The organism is Pseudomonas gingeri (assembly GCF_013386115.1).
Lineage (GTDB): Bacteria > Pseudomonadota > Gammaproteobacteria > Pseudomonadales > Pseudomonadaceae > Aquipseudomonas > Aquipseudomonas gingeri.
On record NZ_JACAOR010000014.1, the window covers coordinates 350,113 to 370,170 of the forward strand.

At 63.7% G+C, this 20,058-nt stretch carries 22 protein-coding genes; 5 read left to right on the forward strand and 17 right to left on the reverse strand.

The features are described 5' to 3' along the window. Positions 1–11 precede the first annotated feature (11 nt). The 5 genes from HX881_RS28325 to HX881_RS28345 form a co-directional block, all read right to left on the reverse strand. Entirely contained in the window at positions 12–359 is a 348-nt protein-coding gene (locus HX881_RS28325) for a DUF2493 domain-containing protein (RefSeq protein WP_017125173.1), read from the reverse strand. Then, positions 347–2,095 carry a Na/Pi cotransporter family protein gene (locus HX881_RS28330; RefSeq protein ID WP_177087811.1) on the reverse strand — a complete coding sequence of 583 codons (1,749 nt, stop codon included), beginning with the start codon at positions 2,093–2,095 and terminating at the stop codon, positions 347–349. The genes HX881_RS28325 and HX881_RS28330 overlap by 13 nt, the downstream gene beginning before the upstream one ends. A gap of 24 nt (positions 2,096–2,119) precedes the next feature. Then, positions 2,120–2,335: a hypothetical protein gene (locus HX881_RS28335; RefSeq protein ID WP_017125175.1), complete on the reverse strand. Its 216-nt coding sequence runs from the start codon at positions 2,333–2,335 to the stop codon at positions 2,120–2,122. A 110-nt stretch (positions 2,336–2,445) separates the two neighbouring features. Next, positions 2,446–5,160, reverse strand: a complete 2,715-nt coding sequence (gene mgtA, locus HX881_RS28340; protein ID WP_177087812.1) for a magnesium-translocating P-type ATPase — start codon at positions 5,158–5,160, stop codon at positions 2,446–2,448. A 288-nt stretch (positions 5,161–5,448) separates the two neighbouring features. Further along, positions 5,449–5,748 carry a hypothetical protein gene (locus HX881_RS28345; RefSeq protein ID WP_042934961.1) on the reverse strand — a complete coding sequence of 100 codons (300 nt, stop codon included), beginning with the start codon at positions 5,746–5,748 and terminating at the stop codon, positions 5,449–5,451. A gap of 455 nt (positions 5,749–6,203) precedes the next feature. Between HX881_RS28345 and otnI the strand changes: the two genes are divergently transcribed. Next, positions 6,204–6,989, forward strand: a complete 786-nt coding sequence (gene otnI, locus HX881_RS28350) for a 2-oxo-tetronate isomerase (RefSeq protein ID WP_177087814.1) — start codon at positions 6,204–6,206, stop codon at positions 6,987–6,989. On the opposite strand, the gene HX881_RS28355 is transcribed toward otnI, so the two are convergent. The 7 genes from HX881_RS28355 to HX881_RS28385 form a co-directional block, all read right to left on the reverse strand. Then, positions 6,986–7,393: a VOC family protein gene (locus HX881_RS28355; protein WP_177087816.1), complete on the reverse strand. Its 408-nt coding sequence runs from the start codon at positions 7,391–7,393 to the stop codon at positions 6,986–6,988. The two genes, otnI and HX881_RS28355, sit on opposite strands and share 4 nt — an antisense overlap. A 25-nt stretch (positions 7,394–7,418) precedes the next feature. Beyond that, positions 7,419–10,052 (reverse strand): MGH1-like glycoside hydrolase domain-containing protein, encoded by a 2,634-nt coding sequence (locus tag HX881_RS28360; RefSeq protein ID WP_177087818.1) that lies wholly within the window; start codon positions 10,050–10,052, stop codon positions 7,419–7,421. Between the two features lie 39 nt (positions 10,053–10,091). After that, positions 10,092–11,111 (reverse strand): DNA topoisomerase IB, encoded by a 1,020-nt coding sequence (locus tag HX881_RS28365; protein ID WP_177087820.1) that lies wholly within the window; start codon positions 11,109–11,111, stop codon positions 10,092–10,094. A gap of 74 nt (positions 11,112–11,185) precedes the next feature. Next, the gene (gene modC / locus HX881_RS28370; RefSeq protein WP_177087822.1) at positions 11,186–12,274 is read right to left on the reverse strand and encodes a molybdenum ABC transporter ATP-binding protein; all 1,089 of its coding nucleotides are present in this window, start codon (positions 12,272–12,274) and stop codon (positions 11,186–11,188) included. Between the two features lie 3 nt (positions 12,275–12,277). Further along, positions 12,278–12,958 (reverse strand): molybdate ABC transporter permease subunit, encoded by a 681-nt coding sequence (gene modB, locus HX881_RS28375; RefSeq protein WP_017125182.1) that lies wholly within the window; start codon positions 12,956–12,958, stop codon positions 12,278–12,280. Position 12,959: 1 nt separating this feature from the next. Then, complete coding sequence (modA, locus tag HX881_RS28380) at positions 12,960–13,727, reverse strand: molybdate ABC transporter substrate-binding protein (protein WP_246356597.1); 768 nt, start codon at positions 13,725–13,727, stop codon at positions 12,960–12,962. A gap of 240 nt (positions 13,728–13,967) precedes the next feature. Continuing rightward, the gene (locus HX881_RS28385; RefSeq protein ID WP_177087824.1) at positions 13,968–15,032 is read right to left on the reverse strand and encodes an NAD(P)H-dependent flavin oxidoreductase; all 1,065 of its coding nucleotides are present in this window, start codon (positions 15,030–15,032) and stop codon (positions 13,968–13,970) included. A 202-nt stretch (positions 15,033–15,234) separates the two neighbouring features. On the opposite strand from HX881_RS28385, the gene HX881_RS28390 reads away from it, so the two are divergent. The 3 genes from HX881_RS28390 to acuI are packed head-to-tail and all read left to right on the forward strand — an operon-like array spanning position 15,235 to position 17,427. Beyond that, entirely contained in the window at positions 15,235–15,693 is a 459-nt protein-coding gene (locus tag HX881_RS28390; protein WP_177087826.1) for a GyrI-like domain-containing protein, read from the forward strand. A 57-nt stretch (positions 15,694–15,750) separates the two neighbouring features. Next, entirely contained in the window at positions 15,751–16,386 is a 636-nt protein-coding gene (acuR, locus tag HX881_RS28395) for an acrylate utilization transcriptional regulator AcuR (protein WP_042934964.1), read from the forward strand. 57 nt (positions 16,387–16,443) lie between these two features. Beyond that, complete coding sequence (gene acuI / locus HX881_RS28400; RefSeq protein ID WP_177087828.1) at positions 16,444–17,427, forward strand: acrylyl-CoA reductase (NADPH); 984 nt, start codon at positions 16,444–16,446, stop codon at positions 17,425–17,427. A gap of 75 nt (positions 17,428–17,502) precedes the next feature. On the opposite strand, the gene alkB is transcribed toward acuI, so the two are convergent. Genes alkB through HX881_RS28415 form a run of 3 tightly spaced genes read right to left on the reverse strand, consistent with a single transcriptional unit; the run spans position 17,503 to position 18,699 of the window. Then, positions 17,503–18,159, reverse strand: coding sequence for a DNA oxidative demethylase AlkB (gene alkB, locus HX881_RS28405; protein WP_103033012.1), 657 nt, complete (start codon positions 18,157–18,159; stop codon positions 17,503–17,505). A gap of 28 nt (positions 18,160–18,187) precedes the next feature. After that, positions 18,188–18,352: a hypothetical protein gene (locus HX881_RS28410; protein ID WP_017125188.1), complete on the reverse strand. Its 165-nt coding sequence runs from the start codon at positions 18,350–18,352 to the stop codon at positions 18,188–18,190. Between the two features lie 41 nt (positions 18,353–18,393). Further along, positions 18,394–18,699: a DUF1883 domain-containing protein gene (locus tag HX881_RS28415; protein ID WP_017125189.1), complete on the reverse strand. Its 306-nt coding sequence runs from the start codon at positions 18,697–18,699 to the stop codon at positions 18,394–18,396. 223 nt (positions 18,700–18,922) lie between these two features. On the opposite strand from HX881_RS28415, the gene HX881_RS28420 reads away from it, so the two are divergent. Next, positions 18,923–19,279, forward strand: a complete 357-nt coding sequence (locus tag HX881_RS28420) for a hypothetical protein (protein ID WP_177087830.1) — start codon at positions 18,923–18,925, stop codon at positions 19,277–19,279. A 33-nt stretch (positions 19,280–19,312) separates the two neighbouring features. Here HX881_RS28420 and HX881_RS28425 read toward each other — a convergent pair whose 3' ends face one another. Together HX881_RS28425 and HX881_RS28430 are read right to left on the reverse strand one after the other, a co-directional pair. Further along, on the reverse strand, positions 19,313–19,594 hold the full coding sequence (locus HX881_RS28425; protein ID WP_017125191.1) for a hypothetical protein: 282 nt from the start codon (positions 19,592–19,594) through the stop codon (positions 19,313–19,315). A 12-nt stretch (positions 19,595–19,606) separates the two neighbouring features. Further along, on the reverse strand, positions 19,607–19,789 hold the full coding sequence (locus HX881_RS28430) for a hypothetical protein (protein ID WP_177087832.1): 183 nt from the start codon (positions 19,787–19,789) through the stop codon (positions 19,607–19,609). Positions 19,790–20,058 lie beyond the last annotated feature (269 nt).

The window sequence follows — 20,058 nt, forward strand, 5'->3', positions numbered from 1 at the left end:
GGGAGGCTCCTTCAATCGTCGATGGGCAGGGTTTCAATGCCGATGGCCCGGGCTTGTGCCACCAGCTCTTCGGTGTCGTTGCCGCCGGGAAAGGCGAGCACCAGGTCCGGCTCGCTGTCGAGCAGCATGAACTGGTTGCGGCGGCGCTCGGCCTGCTTGCCATAGAGCTGCCAGTTGGAGGGGTAGCGCACGAGATGGGTACCGGTTTCCCGGGCCCAGTCCTCGATAGTGCTGCCCAGGTACTGGTTGCCGCCGTGGATCAATACCTCGATCCGGCGCACCTGCTGGTAGGCCTCCAGGACCTTGCGGCAACGGGTGGCGTTCATGTAGTAGCGCCCGGCGCAGATCAGGACGCGCATGGGTAGTCATCCTTGTCGCGCGGGCGGCGCAGGTCGTGGTGCACCTCGTCGCCGCCGATCCCGTCGTGACGCAGCAGTGCCGGCGCGGGATTCTCCGCCGGCTCGTTCAGGCCTGGAATGTGTTCTCCCGCGCGCTCCAGCACCGGATAGGCGAGTGCGGCGATGTGATGATGGACGCGGCGGTAGTCGCGCAGCACCCGCTGGAAAATGTCCCCGGATTCGGCCCAGGCGCTTTTGTCGGCACTCAGTTTGCGGAAGTGTTCGCGGCTGGCATTGGCCTCCAGCCGGCGGATCGAAGCCTTGCGCGCCACCAGTTGGTGAGCGGTGGTGGTGTCCTCGCGCAGGAACACGGTAATGGCCAGGTTCAGGCTTTCCAGCAACTCGTCGTGCAGCGGATAGATATGCCCCAGCTCGAATTTCGAGAAGGCTTCGCCACGTCGCCGCCGCCGGGCCGCCAGTTGCGCCAGGCTGCTGGAGAGAATGTCGCCGGCGTGCTCCAGGTTGATCACGAACATGAGGATTTCCTGGGCGCGGTCGGCGTCTTCGTCGCTCAGGCCGTCCTGGCCGATATCCGCCAGGTAGGCGCGGATGGCGGCGCTCAGCAGGTCCAGCGACTGGTCCAGTTGGCGAATCTGCTCGGCCGTGACCTCCATGGGCGCCTCGAACAGTTTCAGCACCCGTTCGAGCATCACCGAGAGCATGTCGGCCAGGCGCAAGGCTTCGCGTACGGCGTTCGACAGACCGATATTGGCGACCTCCAGGCCGGCTTCATCGAGGTAGTGCGGCATGCCCGGATCGGCGGGTTGTTCGGGGGCGGGCAGCAGTCGGGTCAGGACCGCGGCCATCCGTTCCACGAGGCCGATAAAACCCACCGCCAGCAACCCGTTGAAGGCGATGTGCAGGTACACCACCTGATGGCCGGGCGTAACGCTTGAAGCGGCCAGGGCACTGCCCAGCCACGAGGCGAACGGCAATACCAGCAGCGCGCCGAACAGCCGCACGGCGAGGTTGCCCAGGGGCAGGCGACGGGCGATCTGGGTGCTGGCGCTCAGCACCGGCGGCAGCGCACCGCCGATGTTCACGCCCAGCACCAGGGCCAGGGTGGTCACCGGCGACATCAGGCCGGTGCCGGCCAGCGAAGCGATCAACAGGATCACCGCGACGCTGGAATGGCAGATCCAGGTCAGCAGGGCGGCGACCAGCAGGGCGATCAGGATATCGCCCTGCAGGCCCTGCATCACCGCGTGGAACACCGGGGTGCTTTCCATCTGCCCGAGGACCGCAGCCAGCAGGCTCAGGGCCAGCAGCATCAGGCCGAGGCCGATCAGCGCGCAGCCGATGCTTTCGTAGCGCGAGTCATCCCGCAGGCGGAATACCACGAAGCCGACCAGCAGGACGATGGGAATCGCCATCGAGGTATTGAAGCTCAGCAACTGCACGACCAGGGTCGAGCCGATATTGGCGCCGAGCATGACCGCCAGGGCCGGCGCCAGGCTCAGGGTGCCGGCGGCGGTAAACGAGGTGGCCATCAGGCTGACAGCGGTGCTGCTTTGCAGGATGGCGGTGATGCCGATGCCCGAGAGCAGGGCTTTCCAGCGCTTGTCCAGGTTGCGTCCCAGGCCATTGCGCAGTTGGGTGCCGAAGCCGCGCAGCAGGGCCGTGGAGATCATGTGGGTGCCCCACAGCAACAAGGCGATGGCGCCGGCGAGATTGATCAACAGAGTGGTTCCAGACATGAGGATTCTCCCAGTGCTGGTTTTTTACTTTCTGGGTGGGCGCAACAACCTCACCGAGGCGCGACTGATGGCGCTGGAAAATTCCAGCAGGTAGCGCATCTCGATACTGGTCAGCGTCCCGCGCACGTAGAGCTTTACGGTGATCCGCCTGACGACCTTGGCCGCCTTGGTCAGGCACAGCACCGACAGCGCCCGGTAGCTGTAGTCGAAGTGGGCGAACAGCTGTTTGAGGGTTTCCATGATGGGCTCCGGATTGGCGTCGACGGTGGGAGCCGGGCTTGCCCGCGAAGAGGCCCGCGAGGTCATCGATGACCTCGCGGACAAGCACCGCTCAGGTTTTCAGGACTCCATCAGAACCACTGCTTGAAGCGGCGGATGTAGAAGGTCTTCATGGTCTGGGCCACCACGCAGTACGCCAGCAGGGTGCCCACCAGCCATGGGAAGTAGGCCATCGGCAACGGCACCAGGCCGACCAGCGTGCCCAGTTGCGAGAACGGCAGGTAGATACCGATGGCCACCGCCAGGCAGGTCATGACGATGATCGGCAGTGCCGCGGTGCTCTGGAAGAACGGGATCTTCTGGGTCCGCAGCATGTGCACCACCAGCGTCTGCGAGAGCAGACCCTCGATAAACCAGCCGGACTGGAACAGTGCCTGCATTTCCACGCTGTTGGCGGCGAACACGTACCACATCAGGGCAAAGGTGGTGATGTCGAAGATCGACGAGGTCGGCCCGATCCACAGCATGAAGCGGCCGATATTCTTCGCATCCCACTTGCGCGGCTTGCGCAGGAACTCCTTGTCCATCTTGTCCCAGGGCAGGGCCAGTTGGGAGATGTCGTAGATCAGGTTCTGCAGCAGCAGGTGGATCGACAGCATCGGCAGGAACGGGATGAAGGCACTGGCCACCAGCACCGAGAACACGTTGCCGAAGTTGGAGCTGGCGGTCATGTTCAGGTACTTCATGATATTGCCGAAGGTTTCGCGGCCCTTGAGCACGCCTTCTTCCAGCACCATCAGGCTCTTTTCCAGGAGGATGATGTCGGCCGATTCCTTGGCGATATCGGTGCCGCTGTCCACCGAGATACCGACGTCGGCATCGCGCAGGGCCGGGGCGTCGTTGATGCCGTCGCCGAGGAAGCCGACGGTGTGGCCGTTGGATTGCAGGGCCTTGAGCACCCGCGACTTCTGCAACGGAGTCAGCTTGGCGAACACGGTGCGTTCCTCGACCCGCAGTTTCAGGATCTCGTCGTCCATGTGCTCGATGTCCTGGCCCAGCAACGGCAGGCCCGGCTCCAGTCCGACCTCGCGGCAGATCTTGCAGGTGACGACCGCGTTGTCGCCGGTCAGGACCTTGACGGCGACACCGATCTCGCGCAGGGCGGCAATCGCCGGGCCGGCGGTTTCCTTCGGCGGATCGAGGAAGGTCAGGAAGCCGCGGATCACCAGTTCGCGTTCATCCGCAGTCTTGTACTGGTCCTTGCTCTGGGGCTTGAGGATATCGCGGGTGGCGACCAGCAGGACGCGGAAACCGTCCTTGTTGTAGTCGTTGGCCAGGGCCAGCAGGTCCTTGCGGCGCTGCTCGTCGAGGGGCACCACGTCGTCGCCTGCCATCATATGGCTGGAGATGGCGAGCATTTCCTCGACCGCGCCCTTGCAGATCAGCAGGTGATCGCCACGGCTGTCCTTGACGATGATCGACAGGCGCCGGCGGACGAAATCGAACGGCAGCTCATCGACCTTGCTGTAGGCGAACGGCACCTGGAACTTCGGATCCTGTTCGGAGAAACGCAGCACCGCCTGGTCCATCAGGTTCTTCATGCCGCTCTGGTGATGGCTGTTCAGCCAGGCCAGGCCGAGGACCGCGTCGTTGCGTTGCCCGTCGGTGCCGACATGGTGCTCCAGGATGATCTTGTCCTGGGTCAGGGTGCCGGTCTTGTCGGTGCACAGCACATCCATCGAGCCGAAGTTCTGGATCGCGTTCAGACGCTTGACCACCACCTTGCGCCGGGCCATGGCCATGGCGCCCTTGGCGAGGTTGGCGCTGACGATCATCGGCAGCATTTCCGGGGTCAGGCCGACAGCCACAGCCAGAGCAAAGAGCAGAGCATCGCCCCAGTCGCCCTTGGAAAAGCCGTTGAGCAGGAACACGATCGGCACCATCACCAGCATGAAGCGGATCAGCAGCCAGCTGACACTGTTCACGCCGCGGTCAAAGGCGGTCTGCACCCGCGAACCGACGATGGCCTTGGCCAGCGAACCGAAGTAGGTGCGCGGACCGGTGGCGACCACCACGGCCTTGGCTGTGCCGCTGACCACGTTGGTGCCCATGAAGCAGATATTCTGCAGGTCCAGCAGGTTGCTCTGGTCGGTGGGATTGGCGCCGACGGACTTCTGTGCGACATCGCCGAGGGTGTCGTACTTTTCCACGGGCAAGGCTTCGCCGGTGAGCACCGCCTGGCTGATGAACAGGTCACGGGATTCGATCAGGCGGATATCCGCCGGGATCATGTCGCCGGCCGACAGGTGGACGATATCGCCGGCCACCAGTTCGCGCATCGGCACTTCGCGCAATACCGGCTTGCTGCCCATCTGGTCACGGCGCAGCACGCTGGCGGTGGTGCGGACCATGGCCTTGAGGGCTTCGGCGGACTTGGCCGACCGGTGTTCCTGCCAGAAGCGCAGGGTGCTGCTGAGGGTGACCATGGTCATGATGATGATGACCTTGGTCAGGTCGCCTTCTTCGCCGGCGCGTTCGGCCAGCCAGAAGTCGGTGAAGAAGCTGATCCCGGCGAGGATCAGCAGGACGTAGATAAAGGGATTGTTCAGGGCCTGGAGGAACTGCACCACCGCGTGGGGCGGCTTGTCGTGGGCGACCTCGTTGTAGCCTTCGCGTTGCAGGCGGCCCGAGGCGTCCAGTTCGGTGAGACCGTCGCGGGTGGCCTTGACGTTGCTCAGGGTGGTGGCCAGGCCATGCTGGGATTCGCGGGCGGCGCGCATCGACAGCCGGGCATCGTCCCTGCTGTTGTTCTGGCCGCGCCGTGGTGGAGTTTTTACGCTGTTCATGGTTATGCCCCTGTCACTTGTCCGCGACCAGGCATGGGGACGGCTCACCGGATCATGGGCGAGCGAATACCTGCCGAGTCGCGAGGGTGCGATCGATTCGAATTGAGTTCTGTCCGGATATTTAACGTTCGCTGCCCGCCCACGGAAAAACAACAGGCAGCGAACCGACTACTGGCTTCGTCCATAACAACTTTCTCTATATGTATTAATTGCCGGGCAATAGAAGTTCCGTGCACTTCAAAGTTTCGAAGTGCAAGTTCGGAAGTTGTCCATGTCAGTGCCGGTCAATCAGGCGGCACGGGCCTCGACATACAGGTTCAGGGTCTGGCCGGCGCGCTGTAGCAGCTGCGCGAGCCCCATACTCTGAGGGTCCTGGCTGTCGTCGAAGCTCCAGCGCTGTTGCAGCTGGCCAGTGGCCGGGCAGATGCGCCAGCCGATGGCCGCGCGCGGCGCAGCCTGGGCACTGGAGGAAGGGATGGCGAACAGGGCGCTGGCCCGCGGCGCGCGGGTGGGCTCGCGGGACAGCTTGACGCGCATGCTGGAGGCAAAGGCGCGAACGCCTGGCATTACAGAGGATTTGAAAGTCATAACACACCTCGCGACCGGACTGGCGCCGGCAGAGGCGAGTTACGTGGGAGCACTAGGCCCTGGCGCAGCTCACCCGACTGTGCGTCGAGTCCCGTCATTTTTTGGGTTAAGCGCCCGGTGAGCCGCGTTCGCGGTAACCGGACAGCGTCTAGATACTGTGTCCATTGGGTTCTTTTATGAGTTGAAAAAAGGCCTGAGCAGCAGGCAGGGGGAATTTACTCAGCGAGGTAGATTAAGTCAACCTCAAATGTGCTGTTTTGTTGTATTAAACTGAATGAACGCTGAAGTGAGTTGAATATTGAACTTCGAGTTGGTTTTTTCAAAGTATGCCGGAGTTATTCGATACCTATCCATCAGTACCCTCGCGACCTTTCCAGATACACCCGCTGACAGTTGCCCGATCCGCCGGCTTTGTGTATTCCTGGCGCCTCCCCAGCCAAGATCGAGACCTGCCCATGCCCCGTTTCGCCGCCAACCTGAGCATGCTCTACCCGGAGCACGATTTCCTCGAGCGCTTTTCCGCCGCCGCGGCTGACGGCTTCGAGGCGGTGGAGTATCTGTTTCCCTACGACCACAGCCCGCAGGTGCTCAAGCAGCGTCTCGACGACAACGGCCTGGTCCAGGTCCTCTTCAATACCCCACCTGGCGATTGGGCGGCCGGCGAACGCGGCACCGCGTCCTTGCCGGGGCGCGAACAGGAATTCCGCGAAGGTTTTTCCCGGGCCCTGGAATACGCCGCCATTCTGGGTAACCACCATCTCCATGTGATGGCCGGGCTGCTGCCTGCCGGAGCGAGCCGCGAGCGGCATCACGCGACCTATCTGGAGAATCTTGCCCATGCCGCGGCAGAGGCGGCCAAGGTTGGCGTCACCGTGCTGCTGGAGCCGATCAACACTCGCGATATGCCGGGTTTTTTCCTCAACCGCCAGGACCAGGCCCATGCTGTCCGCGAGGCCATCGGTGCAGCCAACCTGCAGGTCCAGTTCGATTGCTACCACTGCCAGATCGTCGAAGGCGACCTGGCGACCACCTTGCGCCGCGACCTGGCCCATATCGGCCATATCCAGATCGCCGGGGTACCGGATCGCCATGAGCCGGACCAGGGCGAGGTGAACTACCCGTGGCTGTTCGAACTGCTCGACCGCCTGGGCTACAGCGGCTGGATCGGCTGCGAGTACCGGCCGCGTGGCAATACCTCGGCCGGACTGCAATGGCTGCGGGACTGGCAAGCCCGAGGTTAATCCGCGGTGCCCGGCAGCGGATCGTGGCAGCAGACGCACAGCTTGTTGCCGTCGGGGTCGCGAAAGTAGGCACCGTAGTAGTTGGCGTGATAGTGCGGGCGCAAGCCGGGCGCGCCTTCACAACTGCCGCCATGTTCCAGGGCCAGTTGATGGCAGCGGTCCACCGATTCGCGACTGGGCGCCAGCAGGCCAAGCATCTGGCCGTTGCCGGGACTGGCCGCTTCGCCATCGAAGGGCGTGCCGATAATCAGCAACGGGCGTGGCGCGTCTGGCCTGACCCAGCCTGCCCAGGGCTTGTCTGCATCGCTGAAGCGCAGCTTGAGGCCCAGTGTCTCCATCAAGGGTTGATAGAAACCGAAGGCCCGGTCGAAATCGGTAATGCCCAGGTAAACGTGTGAAAGCATTCGGCAAGACTCCAGGTGAACAGGCTCAGTCGCGCGGTTGCAGCAGCAAGGCCACCAGCGCGCTCCAGCCGGTCTGATGAGAGGCGCCCAGGCCACGCCCGGTGTCGCCATGGAAATATTCATGGAACAGCAGCAGATCGCGGCTAGCCGGATCGGCCTGCAACTGCGGGTAGGCCGCCATCGCCGGGCGCTGGCCGTCTTCGCCACGCAGGAACAGCGAGGTCAGGCGTCGGCCGAGGCCGTCGGCGACTTCGTCCAGCGACGATAAATAGCCGGAACCGCTGGGATATTCCACTGAAAAATGATCGTCGTAGTAGCGATGGAACTCGCGCAGCGATTCGATCAGCAGGTAGTTGATCGGCATCCACAACGGCCCGCGCCAGTTGGAGTTGCCGCCGTACAGGCGCGAGTCGGATTCCGCCGGCTGGTAGCGGGCGCAGAGGGCCTTGCCGTCGAGTTGCATCGCCAGTGGTTGTTCGGCAAACGCCCGGGACAGCGAGCGGATGCCGAAGTCGGAGAGAAACTCGGCCTCATCGAGCATGCGCTTGAGCAGGTTCTTGGTGCGTTCGCCGCGCAGCAAGGCCAGTAGCAGGCGATTGCCGTCACCGGGTTCGTTCCAGCGCGAGACCAGCGCCGCCAGGTCCGGCCGGTGGTGCATGAAACCCAGCAGCCGTTCGCGCAGGCCGGGCAGGTCCTGATGTTCACGCTGCTCCAGCACCAGCACGGCGAACAGGGGCATCAGCCCGACGATGGAGCGCAGGCGCACCGGTTCGCTGTGGCCGTCGGGGTGTTGCAGCACGTCGTAGAAGAATTCGTCCTGGCTGTCCCACAGTCCCTCGGCGCCGTCGTCGACCCGGTTGATCGCCCCGGTGATATAGAGAAAGTGCTCGAAGAATTTCACCCCGATATCCACGTACACCGGGTTGCGCCTGGCCAGTTCCAGGGCGATGCGCATCATGTCCAGGGCATAGGCGGCGACCCAGGCCGTACCGTCGGCCTGGTCGAGGGTATAGCCCGGCGGGATATCGTCGGAGCGGTTGAACAGGGCGATATTGTCCAGCCCGAGGAAACCGCCCTGGAACAGGTTGCGGCCCTCGGCGTCCTTGCGGTTGACCCACCAGGAGAAGTTCAGCAGCAGCTTGTGGAAGATCCGTTCGAGGAAGTCCATGTCGCCGCTGCCGGTCAGCTGCTTTTCCCGCTGGTAGACCCGCCATGACGCCCAGGCATGCACCGGCGGATTGGCGTCGTCGAAGCGCCATTCGTAGGCGGGCAACTGGCCGTTGGGGTGCATGAAGCGATCCTTGACCAGGAGCAGCAGCTGGTGCTTGGCGAAGCCCGGATCGATCAGGGCGAAGGCCACCGCCTGGAAGCCCAGGTCCCAGGAGGCGTACCAGGGGTATTCCCATTTGTCCGGCATGGACACGATGTCGAAGTTCGACAGGTGCCGCCAATGGCTGTTGCGAATGTGCGGGCGCCCGGCCGGTGGTCGCGGCTGGGCCGGGTCGCCGTCGAGCCACTGGTTGACGTCGAAGTAATACAGTTGCTTGGACCACAGCAGGCCGGCCAGGGCCTGGCGCTGGACATTGCGTGCATCGGCATCGGCCAGGCCGTGCTGCAGGGCGGCATAGAAGTCATCCGTTTCCTCGCGGCGCTGCTCGAACAGGCGGCGGACATTGATTTTTTCCGCCGCGGGCGGGGCGAAGCGCAGGTAGACCGTGCGGGTTTCGCCCCCTTGCAGCTCCAGGGAGAAGTGCGCCGCCACCCGCGTTCCGCTGTCACGGCGAATGCTTTGGGCACCGTTGACCACATGATCGTTGATGCCATCCTTGAAGGGCCCGGCGGCCTGCGAGCCGTTCAGGCGACGGGTGTTGGTTTCGTTCTCGCAGAACAGCCATTCGAAAGGCGCGTCGCCCCAGGCACTGGCCTGCATGGGATCGCAGCCGGCGTGCTGGGCGCTGACCTGGTCATCCAGCAGGGTCAGGCTCGGCCGTCGGGCATGGAGACTCCAGCTCCAGTCATTGCGCGCCCAAAGCTGCGGCAGCACGCGCAGGCGCGCGGGCTGGTGAAAGCGGTTCTGCACGCTGACGCGCATGACGATATCGTTCGTGCCGTGCTTGGCGTACTCCACCGTGATATCGAAATAGCGGTTGTCCTCGAAGACTCCGGTATCGAGCAGCTCGTATTCGGCATCGTCGAGGCCCCGGCGGGCGTTTTCCCTGACCAGGTCGTCATAGGGAAAGGCCGCCTGCGGGTATTTGTAGAGCATGCGCATGTAGGCATGGCTGGGTACGCCGTCGAGGTAGAAGTACAGTTCCTTGACGTCTTCGCCGTGGTTGCCTTCGGCGTTGTTCAGGCCGAACAGGCGCTCCTTGAGAATCGGGTCGCGCTCGTTCCAGAGCGCCAGCCCGAGGCACCAGTGCTGGGATTTGTCGGAGAATCCCGCGAGGCCATCTTCGCCCCAGCGATAGGCGCGACTGCGGGCATGGTCGTGGGGGAAATAGGCCCAGGCGTCGCCGTCGGCGCTGTAGTCCTCGCGGACCGTGCCCCACTGCCGTTCACTCAGGTAGGGGCCCCATTCGCGCCAGTCGGCGGCGTTTTCGCCCCTCAGGCGCTGGCCTTCAATCGTGTCGAGAAGCGTCGCAGCAGGTTTGGCCGTCATCGGGTCTTCCGTCGTTGTGGTGGGCTGCTCTTCACTGTTCTACGGCTGGCGTTGCAGGAACATCGCCAGGCCGGCTTCCTCCAGGTTCAGGTCCTTGCGCACCCGGGGGCGGGGCAGTTTCGCCAGGTCGCCGAGGACGAACGCTTCAAGGACGGCAGGATGGATATAGCACTTGCGGCAGACGGCGGGGGTATTGCCCAACTGCCTGGCGACATTTTTCACCATCTCGACGATCTGTTTTTTCGCCTCGGCTTCCGGTTCCCAGCACAACTCGCGCAAGACCGCCAGGGCCAGGGCGCTGCCGGCCCAGGTGCGAAAGTCCTTGGCAGTGAACTCGGCGCCGGTCAGTTCATGCAGGTAGGCGTTCACGTCCGATGAACTGACCGTGTGGCGTTCGCCGTGTTCATCCAGGTACTGGAACAGGTTTTGTCCGGGCAGTTCCAGGCAGCGCTTGAGTACGTTGGCCAGGCGCCGGTCCTTGAGTGTCACCTGGTGCTCGACGCCGCTCTTGCCGCGAAACTGGAAGACCATGGCGCTGCCGTTGATTTCCACGTGCCGGCTGCGCAGGGTGGTCAGGCCGTAGGAGCGGTTCTCCCGGGCGTAGCGGGTATTGCCGATGCGGATCAGCGTGGCGTCGAGCAGGCCGATCACCGTGGCCATGACCTTGTCCCGGGTGAATCCCGGTCTCGCGAGGGTGGCTTGCAGTTGCCGGCGCAACTTGGGCAGGGCGTTGCCGAACGCCAGCAGTCGCGCGTATTTGTCCTGGTCGCGGATTTCCCGCCAGCGCGGGTGATAGCGGTACTGCTTGCGACCCCTGGCATCCCGGCCGGTGGCTTGCAGATGGCCCCGCGGATCGGCGCAGATCCACACGTCGGTGTAGGCCGGCGGCACGGCCAGGGCATCGAGGCGCTTGATCTCCTGGCTGTCGCGAATGCGTTGGCCATCGGCGCCGAAGTAGGCGAACCGGCCCCGCCAGGGTTTGCGGCGAATACCCGGCAGGGTGTCGTCGACATAATGCAGGTCGGGCGGCAGGTCGACAGGCGTCGGTACATCAGTCATGGCAGGGAGTCCTTGGCGCGAAGTCAGGCCGCTATGACTGATTGACCACCGCCTGGCCCGGAGGTGCCTTCAATTCAGGCCAGGACCGCCACGGCCTTGATCTGCGCCCACAGTTGCTGACCGGCCTGCAGCTGCAACTGGTCCCGGGAAAACCGGGTGATCCGTGCCAGCAGCGGGGTTCCGCCAGCCTCCAGCCTGACCAGCACATGGGCACTGTTGTCTGCGGGAGTCTCGCCGGTCACCGTCACCGGCAGTCGATTGAGGATACTGCTGTGTTCTTCCGCCTGCCGGCTGAGGCTGACATCCCGCGCCTGGACCTTGAAACGCAAAGGTTTGCCGACGGCCAGGGGCGCATGGGCGACCCGCATGGTCAGCAGGCTGCCGGGCAACTGCAGGGTGACCAGTTGGTAATGCATGTCGTAGGCACTGACCTGGCCTTCGATCACCACGCCGGCATCATCGCCGATGGCCAGGGGCAGGTCGAGCCGCGCTAGGGTTTCGCCGATGGGGCCGCTGGCCAGGGCCTTGCCGTCGCCGAGCAGGACGATATGGTCGGCCAGGCGTGCCACTTCGTCCTGGGAATGACTGACGTAGAGCACCGGGATATCCAGTTCGTCATGCAGGCGTTCGAGGTACGGCAGGATCTCACCCTTGCGCTTGCTGTCGAGGGCCGCCAGGGGTTCGTCCATCAGCAGCAGTTGCGGGCTGGTGAGCAGCGCCCGGGCGATGCCGACACGCTGGCGTTCGCCACCGGACAGGTGCTGCGGGTGGCGCTCCAGCAGGTGGGTGATGCCCAGCAATTCGCTGGCATGGGCCATGTCCACCCGGCGTTGGGCCCGGGGAATGCGCCGCAGGCCGAACTCCAGGTTCGCCAGCACCGACAGGTGCGGGAACAGGCTGGCTTCCTGGAACACGTAGCCCAGGGCGCGTTTGTGTGGCGGGACGAAATGCTGCCGGCTGCTGTCCTGCCAGACTTCGCCGTTGACCTGGATAAACGCCTGCGGGGCTTTTTCCAGGCCGGCGATGCAGCGCAGGCAGGTGGTCTTGCCCGAGCCGGAATGACCGTACAGCGCGGTCACGCCTCGGCCGGGCAGGTCCAGGTCGAGGTCCAGGGAGAAACCCGTGTAGCTCAGTTGCAGGCTGACCTTGATCGAGGATGCCATGGCTCAGCTCCAGCCCATCTTGGTCTTGCGGCTCGAATACAGCGCCAGCAACACGATAAAGGAAAACACCAGCATGGCGCCGGCCAGCCAGTGGGCCTGGAGGTATTCCATGGCCTCGACATGGTCGTAGATCTGCACCGAGACCACGCGGGTCTTGTGCGGGATATTGCCGCCGATCATCAAGACCACGCCGAACTCGCCGACGGTGTGGGCGAAACCGAGGATCGCGGCGGTGATGAAGCCCGGTCGTGCCAGGGGCAGGACCACGCTGAAGAATGTGTCCCAGGGATTGGCGCGCAGGGTTGCGGCCACTTCCAGCGGGCGGGTGCCGATGGCACTGAAAGCGTTTTGCAGCGGTTGCACCACAAAGGGCATCGAGTAGATCACCGAGCCGATCACCAGCCCGGTGAAACTGAAGGTCAGGGTACCCAGCCCGATGGACTGGGTGAACTGGCCGATAAAACCGTGGGGGCCGAAGGCCAGCAGCAGGTAGAAACCGATCACCGTCGGTGGCAGCACCAGCGGCAGGGCCACCACCGCGCCGATCGGCCCGCGCAGCCAGGAGCGGGTGCGCGCCAGCCATAACGCGATCGGAGTGCCGATCACCAGCAGGATCGCCGTGGTCAGGGTGGCCAGTTGCAGGGTCAGCCAGATCGCGGCGAAGTCGGCACTCGTCAGCGGCATGTCAGAGCTGGTAACCGTAGGACTTGATGATGGCCGCGGCTTTCGGACCTTTCAGGTAGTCGACCAGCGCCTTGGCGGCGGCATTGTCCTTGCCCTTGGTCAGGATCACCGCGTCCTGCTTGATGGCTTCGTGCATGTCGGCCGGGACGATCCATGCCGAACCGCTGGTGACCTTGCCGTCCTTGTAGATCTGCGACAGTGCGACAAAGCCCAGCTCGGCATTGCCGGTGGAGATGAACTGATAGGCCTGGGTGATGTTCTGGCCGGTGACCAGTTTGTCCTTGACCTTGTCGGTCAGGCCCAGCTTGGCCAGGACCTGGGTGGCGGCCAGGCCGTAGGGCGCGGCTTTCGGATCGGCGATGGACAGGTGCTGGTACTGGTTGTCCTTGAGTACCTGGCCCTTGGCATCGACGTAGCCGTCCTTGGCCGACCACAGTGCCAGGGTACCGACGGCATAGGTGAAGCGCGAGCCGGCAACGATATCGCCTTCTTTTTCCAGCTTGGCCGGGGTGGTGTCGTCGGCGGCGAGGAACACTTCGAACGGCGCGCCGTTCTTGATCTGGGTGTAGAACTGGCCGGTGGCGCCGTAGGCGGCGACCAGCTTATGGCCGGTGTCTTTCTCGAAGTCGGCGGCAATCGCCTGGATCGGTGCGGTGAAGTTGGCGGCGACGGCCACCTGGACTTCAGCGGCCTGGGCCGAGGCGAAGGTGAAGAGGCCGAGCAGGGTGGCCAGGCAAGTCGGGGCAAAACGTGAGGCACGAGTGATCATGAAGCGGCTCCGTTCAAACGTTGGGGACAGGCACAGGCGCCGCTTGTTATAGGAAGTGTGCGGCGCTGAGAGGGGTGAATCGCTATATAAACAAATATATAGCGATTTCATGGCGCTGGCGAGAGTCCCCCCTTTCTTGAAAACGTCAGGTCCATTGCTGGAGCCGGCTTGCTGGCGATGCGATCGGCCAGTCGACAGCCGTTGTCTGGAAACGCCATCGCCTTCTACAGGGGGAGGCGATCAGCGTCCTTTCAAGAGCGCCTGGGCCTGTTCCGCCAACTGCCGGGTCAATGCCTCCGCCGGTAACTCCACGCCCAGGCGCAGGGCCTGGCCCGACCACAGGTTGCTGAAGTCCGCCTCGCCTTTGGCCCGCAGCGGCATCAGCGCGCCGCCGGCGAGGGGGAACGCCGGGGCCATGTCGCTGATCGGTCCCAGGTCGCGCATCACCCGGTTCATGATGCCGCGCGCCGGGCGGCCGGTGAACAGGTTGGTCAGGGCCGTCTCGCTGTCCTTCGCCGTACGCAGGGCCTGGTGATGGGAGGCCGAGACCTTGGCCTCGGGGGTGAACAGATAGGCCGTGCCCAGTTGCACTGCCGAGGCCCCGAGCATGAAGGCCGCGGCGATGCCACGGCCGTCGCCGATACCGCCGGCGGCAATCACCGGCACCTTCACCGCATCGGCGATCTGTGGCACCAGGGCGACGGTGCCGACCTGGGTGTTGAGGTCGTTGCTGAGGAAGATGCCGCGATGGCCGCCGGCTTCGTTGCCCATGGCGATGATCGCGTGGCAGCCGCGTTCTTCCAGCCAGCGCGCTTCGTCCACGGTGGTGGCGCAACCGATAATCGTCGCCCCGGTGGCTTTCACCCGATCGAGCAGGGCCTCGGGCGGCAGGCCGAAGTGGAAGCTGACGATCTCCGGACGCAGCTCTTCCACCAGTTGGCAGCTGGTTTCATCGAAGGGCGCGCGGCTGGAAACCGGTGTCGGTGCATTGAAGTCGACACCCAGCTCGCGGTAGTAGGGCGCCAGGCGTTCCTTCCAGCGTTTCTCACGCTCCGGGTCGGCTGCAGGTGGCTGGTGACAGAAGAAATTGACGTTCAACGGGGCCTGGATCGCTGCGCGAAAGGCCTGCACCTCCTGGCGGATCTGCTCCGGGGTCAGCATCGCGCAAGGCAGCGAGGCGAGGCCGCCGGCCCTGGCCACGCCCAGCATCATCGCGGCCGTGGTGGCTCCGGCCAGGGGCCCCTGGATGATCGGTAGCTGGATGCCGAACAGGTCTAGAATACGGGTGTCAGGCCAGGTGCTCATGGCGGCTTTTCTCCGGGGCAGATAAAAGGATAACGACGAGAACAGGGCTGGTTTGTATCAGGAATGATGCGCGCAAGGCCAGTCATGATCTGTCCGGGCAGGCAAAAAGAGTGATTTGCGATGACGCTCGCGGCAGAATCCGCCTAAAGTTGTCGTCGTTCAAAAATCGCCGTTCAAAAAACCGCCCAGGAGCATGATGCAGATGGATGTGAAACGCGTGGAAGTGGCTGCTTTCCAGGTGTCCGGCCCGCAGGTCCGGACCCGCAACGAGGACGAGCGGTACGCTGAGACGGCAAGGATCGGTGGGTTGTGGGGCGGTTTCTTCGCCGAAGGACTGGCCGAGCGTATCGCCAACCGCCAGCCGGATTCACCGGTGTATGGCGTCTACTCCGGCTACGAGTCGGATGCCAGCGGCTATTTCGATGTGACCGCCGCGGTCGCGGTGACGACGCCGGCCCCGGGGTATCCGACCCTTGAGGTGCAGGCCGGCCCCTATCTGGTTTTCGAAGGCCGGGGCGCCATGCCGCAGACGGTCATCGACACCTGGGGGCGGATCTGGTCCTACTTCGAGCAGCATCCCGGACAACGTCGCTTCGCTACGGATTTCGAGGTTTATACCGGGCCGGACAGCGTTGCGGTGTATATCGGGATCGTCGAGTGAGCCGACCTGCGCCTTTAGTCGCATGTATTTTCTAGCCGATCGGTCTATATTGTGCCCATGACCTCGATAACTGCCGCACCGCGCAAGCCTGGCCGTCCGCCGAAAATCCCCCGGGAGCAATTGCAGACCCGCGAGATGCTGGTGCGTTGCGGCACCGAAATCCTCACCGAACAGGGTTTCATGGCCACCGGTATCGACGTCGTGCTCAAGCGGGTAGGGGTGCCCAAGGGCTCGTTCTACCACTACTTCGACAGCAAGGAAGCGTTCGGCCAGGCGGTGCTCGCCAACTACGCCGAGTACTTTGCCCGCAAGCTCGACCGCTGGCTGCTGGATACGTCACTGCCACCCTTGCAACGCCTGCGCGGCTTTGTCGACGAAGCCAAGGCCGGCATGGCGCGGCACGGGTTTCGGCGCGGTTGCCTGGTGGGCAATCTGGGCCAGGAAGTGACGCTGCTGCCGGACAGCTATCGCGAGCAACTGGACGCGGTGCTGCGCAGTTGGGAGCTGCGCCTGTCGCACTGCCTGCAGGCGGCGCAGGACGCGGGTGAACTGGCCCGCGACGCCGACTGCGCGGCCCTGGCGAATTTTTTCTGGATCGGTTGGGAGGGCGCGGTATTGCGCGCCCGGCTGGTGCGCAGCGAGGCACCCTTGGAAACCTTTATGCAGGGCTTTGCACGCTGCCTGGCGCATTGATTTTCCGGGGCTTTTTTTCGGCTATTTCTAGACGATCGGTCTAAATTGGAGGCAAGCATGTTCAGTGGCATCTTGATCGAAAAGGACGAAGACGGTTATCGGGCCAACCTGGCCTCCCTCAGCGATGAACAATTGCCGGAAGGCGATGTGACGATACGGGTTGCCTACAGCACCCTGAACTTCAAGGACGGCCTGGCGATCACCGGCGCAAGCCCGGTGGTGCGGCGCTTCCCGATGGTGCCGGGCATCGACCTGGTGGGCACGGTAGAGCACAGCAGCCATGCCGATTATCAGGCCGGCGACGCGGTGTTGCTCAATGGCTGGGGTGTCGGCGAGGGGCATTGGGGTGGACTGGCGCAGAAAGCCCGGCTCAACGGTGACTGGCTGATTCCATTGCCCCAGGGGTTCACGGCGGCACAAACCATGGCCATCGGCACGGCAGGTTTTACCGCGATGCTCAGCATCCTGGCGCTGGAGCGCAATGGCCTGACGCCGGACCAGGGCGAGGTGCTGGTGACCGGGGCCAACGGCGGCGTGGGCAGTTTCGCCGTGGCCTTGCTGGCGCGCCTGGGGTATCGGGTGCTGGCATCCACCGGGCGCACCAGCGAGCACGCCTATCTGAAGCAACTGGGCGCCGCCGAGATCATCGACCGCGAGACGCTGTCGCAACCGGGCAAGCCGTTGGCGAAAGAGCGCTGGGTCGCGGCCATCGACTCCGTGGGCAGTCACACCCTGGCCAATGTCTGCGCCGCTACCCGGGCCAATGGCACGGTGGCTGCCTGCGGCCTGGCCCAGGGCATGGATTTCCCGGCCTCGGTGGCACCGTTCATCCTGCGTGGGGTGACGTTGGCCGGGATCAACAGCGTGACCCAGCCCAAGGCGCAGCGAATCGTCGCCTGGGATCGCCTGGCGAGGGATCTTGATCGCGAGCAGTTGGCGCTGATCAGCCAGGAAATCAGCCTGGGCGAGGCGCTGGAAGTGGCTCCACGATTGCTCGCCGGGCAGGTCAGGGGGCGGGTGGTCGTCGACGTCAACCGCTAGGGGCGACGAAAACGGTCTGCGCGATGATCATGCCGCGTTGGAAGCAGTCTCGTCGGCTCACCGCTCGGCGAGTCTTCAGCCGGCCATGCGCAATGTGAAGTTGATGCGCTCGGCACCCAGTTGTGGATGCCGGCCGTCCTTGATCGGCAGCACGCCGTGAAAACGCAGGCGGTCGACGCCACCCCAGACCACCACATCGCCGTGGAACAGCGGAACGCGCAAGGTCTTGTCGCTGCGCTCGTGGCCGCCGAACAGGAACATCGCCGGCAAACCCAGCGAGATGGAAACCACCGGGGCGCTGAAGTCCTGTTCGTTGCGGTCCTGGTGCAGGGACATCTTCGCCCCCGGCACATAGCGGTTGATCAGGCAGGCATCGGGGATGAAGTGGGCAAAGCCGGCCCTCTGCGCGGCGTCGACCGCCAACTGGCGGAATACGTCCGGCATGGCCGGCCAAGGGCGGCCGGTTTGCGGGTCGACGGCGCTGTAGCGGTAGCCGCTGCGGTCGGTGGTCCAGCCCCAGGTGCCGCAACTGCTCAGGCTGGCGGACATGGTGAAACCGCCGGGGGTGACCATCTGCCGGAACGGCGCCTCAAGCAGCACCTGTTGCAGGGCGGGGAGCAGACGCTCGACCCAGGGCAGGGCGAAGCCGCGCAGCACCCACGACTGTTCGCCGATCCGCTCGTTGCGCTCGGGTTGCTGCAGATCGTCGGCGGCAAACAGATCGAGGTTCATGGGTTGTCTCGTCAGACCCGTCGCGCGCTTACAGGGCCTTGCTGACTTTCACATCGGTGATGCTATCGTCGACTTTGCCATGAATGGCTTCCAACGCGGCGCGGGCTTCGGCCTCGGTGCCGTTTTCCAGTTGCGCGAAGTCGAAACGGCGTTCACCGTCGAGTTTGTATTTGATGACGTATTTGGTAGTCACGGTCATTCCAGTAACGAGAGAAGGTGGGCGTGTGCGCTGAATTAACGCAATTTCGAGCTGGAGCGGCGGATAATGCGGATCGAATGCGTCAGGTTCGGCTTGCGGGTGACGCTGATGGCGCGCTTGGTGACGACCGTGTCCAGGGTGATGTTCCAGAAACCGGTGCTCGGTACGGTGATCTTGGCCGGGAAGGTATCGAAGGCGCCGCCGTGGTAGGTGTGACGACCGCCGTTCTTGAAGCTGCGGAAGTTGGCGTCGTTCATCAGGCGGATGTTGCAGGTCTGGGAGCAGTCGATCACGACGATGTCGTCTTCGTTGAGGTGCTCGCGCTGGTGGATGAATTTCATGGGCGCCTCCAGAAGGCTTTTTCTACAAAATCAAAAAGATAGCATGTGGCAGAGCGGGGATAACGGCTACGATGGAGTTGTTCTCCGGGCAGGCTGACAAGTTTGACGGATTACACGGCCTTGTCGCCATAGATGATCGATTTAATTCAGGTGCTTTTAATTCACGTCCCAGGGAGAAAAATCCCGCGGATGCTGTCCGAGCGTCTTTATCGGAGGTTTTTTCATGAAGTGGGGCGTTTGGGTCGCGGTCTTGGCGTTGAGTGGTTGTGCGAGTGTAAAGGACATCCAGCAGACACCACCGACGCTGAATGTGATTTCGGGCAAGAAGCCCAATGAGTATGCCCAGTGCGTGGACACGATCCTGATCAAGAGCCGGGGCCCCTCGTTGCTGACGCCGCACAAGAGCGGGATCAAGATGGTGGTGCGCGATCGCCTGTCGACCTCGCCGGCGGCGCTGCTGGATATCGAGGAGCGTTCCAACGGCAGCAGCATCAAGCTCTACGAGAGCATGTCGAACAACCCGTTGCGCTCCAGCGCGGTGCTCGATGCGGCGACCCGCTGCATTTCCGGTCAGCCCTGAGGCCGGCGCCAGCCGGACCCCGGCCGGCCTGCTTCACTTGCAGACCACCACCACGGTGCGGCTCTTGAAATTGCCGACATCCACGCCCAGGGTCTTGTCGCTTTCGGCGGGCTGCGGCGTGCCGTCCGTGCCGACGATGGTGTAGCCGGTCCCGGCACAGGAGGCGTCGGCCTTCTCGTAGCACTTGGCCCAGGACATGGCCTCGCCCGAACAGTCGATCGCCAGGCCCTGCCGGCCGTTGTCCAGGTAAGTCTTGGATGCCGTGGCGCAGCCGCCCAGGGCCAGTACCGCAATCAGTGTCAGAAGTCGCTTCATGTCGTTCAGCCTTCAGTTGCCACGACGCTTGGTGGCGGGGGCAGGGGTGTCCTGGAAAACCGAGGCCACTTCAATGGCCAGTTCTTCGGTCGGGAACGGCCCTGCAATGTTCTCGCCATCGACGCCGGCGACCCACCACTGTCCGTCCTTTGCCTGGTTGATCAGGTAACCGTTCACGTTTTTTGCTGCCGACATCGATCTGTCTCGCTGGGGGGGATGGAAGGCCGGAATCATAGCGCAGATCAAGGCGCAAACCGGCATCAGCAGCTAGAATTGCTGCCTTGGAGCGTGCGTGGAAGAGTTCCGCAGTCGCCGCGGTTACCGGGCGTCGTACTATTTGCAAGTCTTGCGGAACTATCAGCGCCAGTTTTTCTCTATGTTGGCGTCAGTATGCTATCAGCGGGGCATTGTAAGGTGACCGCCGCCTGATTAGACTGCGCCGAAACTCGTACACACCGCCCTTT

Coding starts and splice junctions, on each gene's coding strand:
- HX881_RS28325 (WP_017125173.1), bottom strand. CDS start 359: ATGCGCGTCCTGATCTGCGCCGGGCGCTACTACATGAACGCCACCCGT.
- HX881_RS28330 (WP_177087811.1), bottom strand. CDS start 2,095: ATGTCTGGAACCACTCTGTTGATCAATCTCGCCGGCGCCATCGCCTTG.
- HX881_RS28335 (WP_017125175.1), bottom strand. CDS start 2,335: ATGGAAACCCTCAAACAGCTGTTCGCCCACTTCGACTACAGCTACCGG.
- mgtA (WP_177087812.1), bottom strand. CDS start 5,160: ATGAACAGCGTAAAAACTCCACCACGGCGCGGCCAGAACAACAGCAGG.
- HX881_RS28345 (WP_042934961.1), bottom strand. CDS start 5,748: ATGACTTTCAAATCCTCTGTAATGCCAGGCGTTCGCGCCTTTGCCTCC.
- otnI (WP_177087814.1), top strand. CDS start 6,204: ATGCCCCGTTTCGCCGCCAACCTGAGCATGCTCTACCCGGAGCACGAT.
- HX881_RS28355 (WP_177087816.1), bottom strand. CDS start 7,393: ATGCTTTCACACGTTTACCTGGGCATTACCGATTTCGACCGGGCCTTC.
- HX881_RS28360 (WP_177087818.1), bottom strand. CDS start 10,052: ATGACGGCCAAACCTGCTGCGACGCTTCTCGACACGATTGAAGGCCAG.
- HX881_RS28365 (WP_177087820.1), bottom strand. CDS start 11,111: ATGACTGATGTACCGACGCCTGTCGACCTGCCGCCCGACCTGCATTAT.
- modC (WP_177087822.1), bottom strand. CDS start 12,274: ATGGCATCCTCGATCAAGGTCAGCCTGCAACTGAGCTACACGGGTTTC.
- modB (WP_017125182.1), bottom strand. CDS start 12,958: ATGCCGCTGACGAGTGCCGACTTCGCCGCGATCTGGCTGACCCTGCAA.
- modA (WP_246356597.1), bottom strand. CDS start 13,727: ATGATCACTCGTGCCTCACGTTTTGCCCCGACTTGCCTGGCCACCCTG.
- HX881_RS28385 (WP_177087824.1), bottom strand. CDS start 15,032: ATGAGCACCTGGCCTGACACCCGTATTCTAGACCTGTTCGGCATCCAG.
- HX881_RS28390 (WP_177087826.1), top strand. CDS start 15,235: ATGGATGTGAAACGCGTGGAAGTGGCTGCTTTCCAGGTGTCCGGCCCG.
- acuR (WP_042934964.1), top strand. CDS start 15,751: ATGACCTCGATAACTGCCGCACCGCGCAAGCCTGGCCGTCCGCCGAAA.
- acuI (WP_177087828.1), top strand. CDS start 16,444: ATGTTCAGTGGCATCTTGATCGAAAAGGACGAAGACGGTTATCGGGCC.
- alkB (WP_103033012.1), bottom strand. CDS start 18,159: ATGAACCTCGATCTGTTTGCCGCCGACGATCTGCAGCAACCCGAGCGC.
- HX881_RS28415 (WP_017125189.1), bottom strand. CDS start 18,699: ATGAAATTCATCCACCAGCGCGAGCACCTCAACGAAGACGACATCGTC.
- HX881_RS28420 (WP_177087830.1), top strand. CDS start 18,923: ATGAAGTGGGGCGTTTGGGTCGCGGTCTTGGCGTTGAGTGGTTGTGCG.
- HX881_RS28425 (WP_017125191.1), bottom strand. CDS start 19,594: ATGAAGCGACTTCTGACACTGATTGCGGTACTGGCCCTGGGCGGCTGC.
- HX881_RS28430 (WP_177087832.1), bottom strand. CDS start 19,789: ATGTCGGCAGCAAAAAACGTGAACGGTTACCTGATCAACCAGGCAAAG.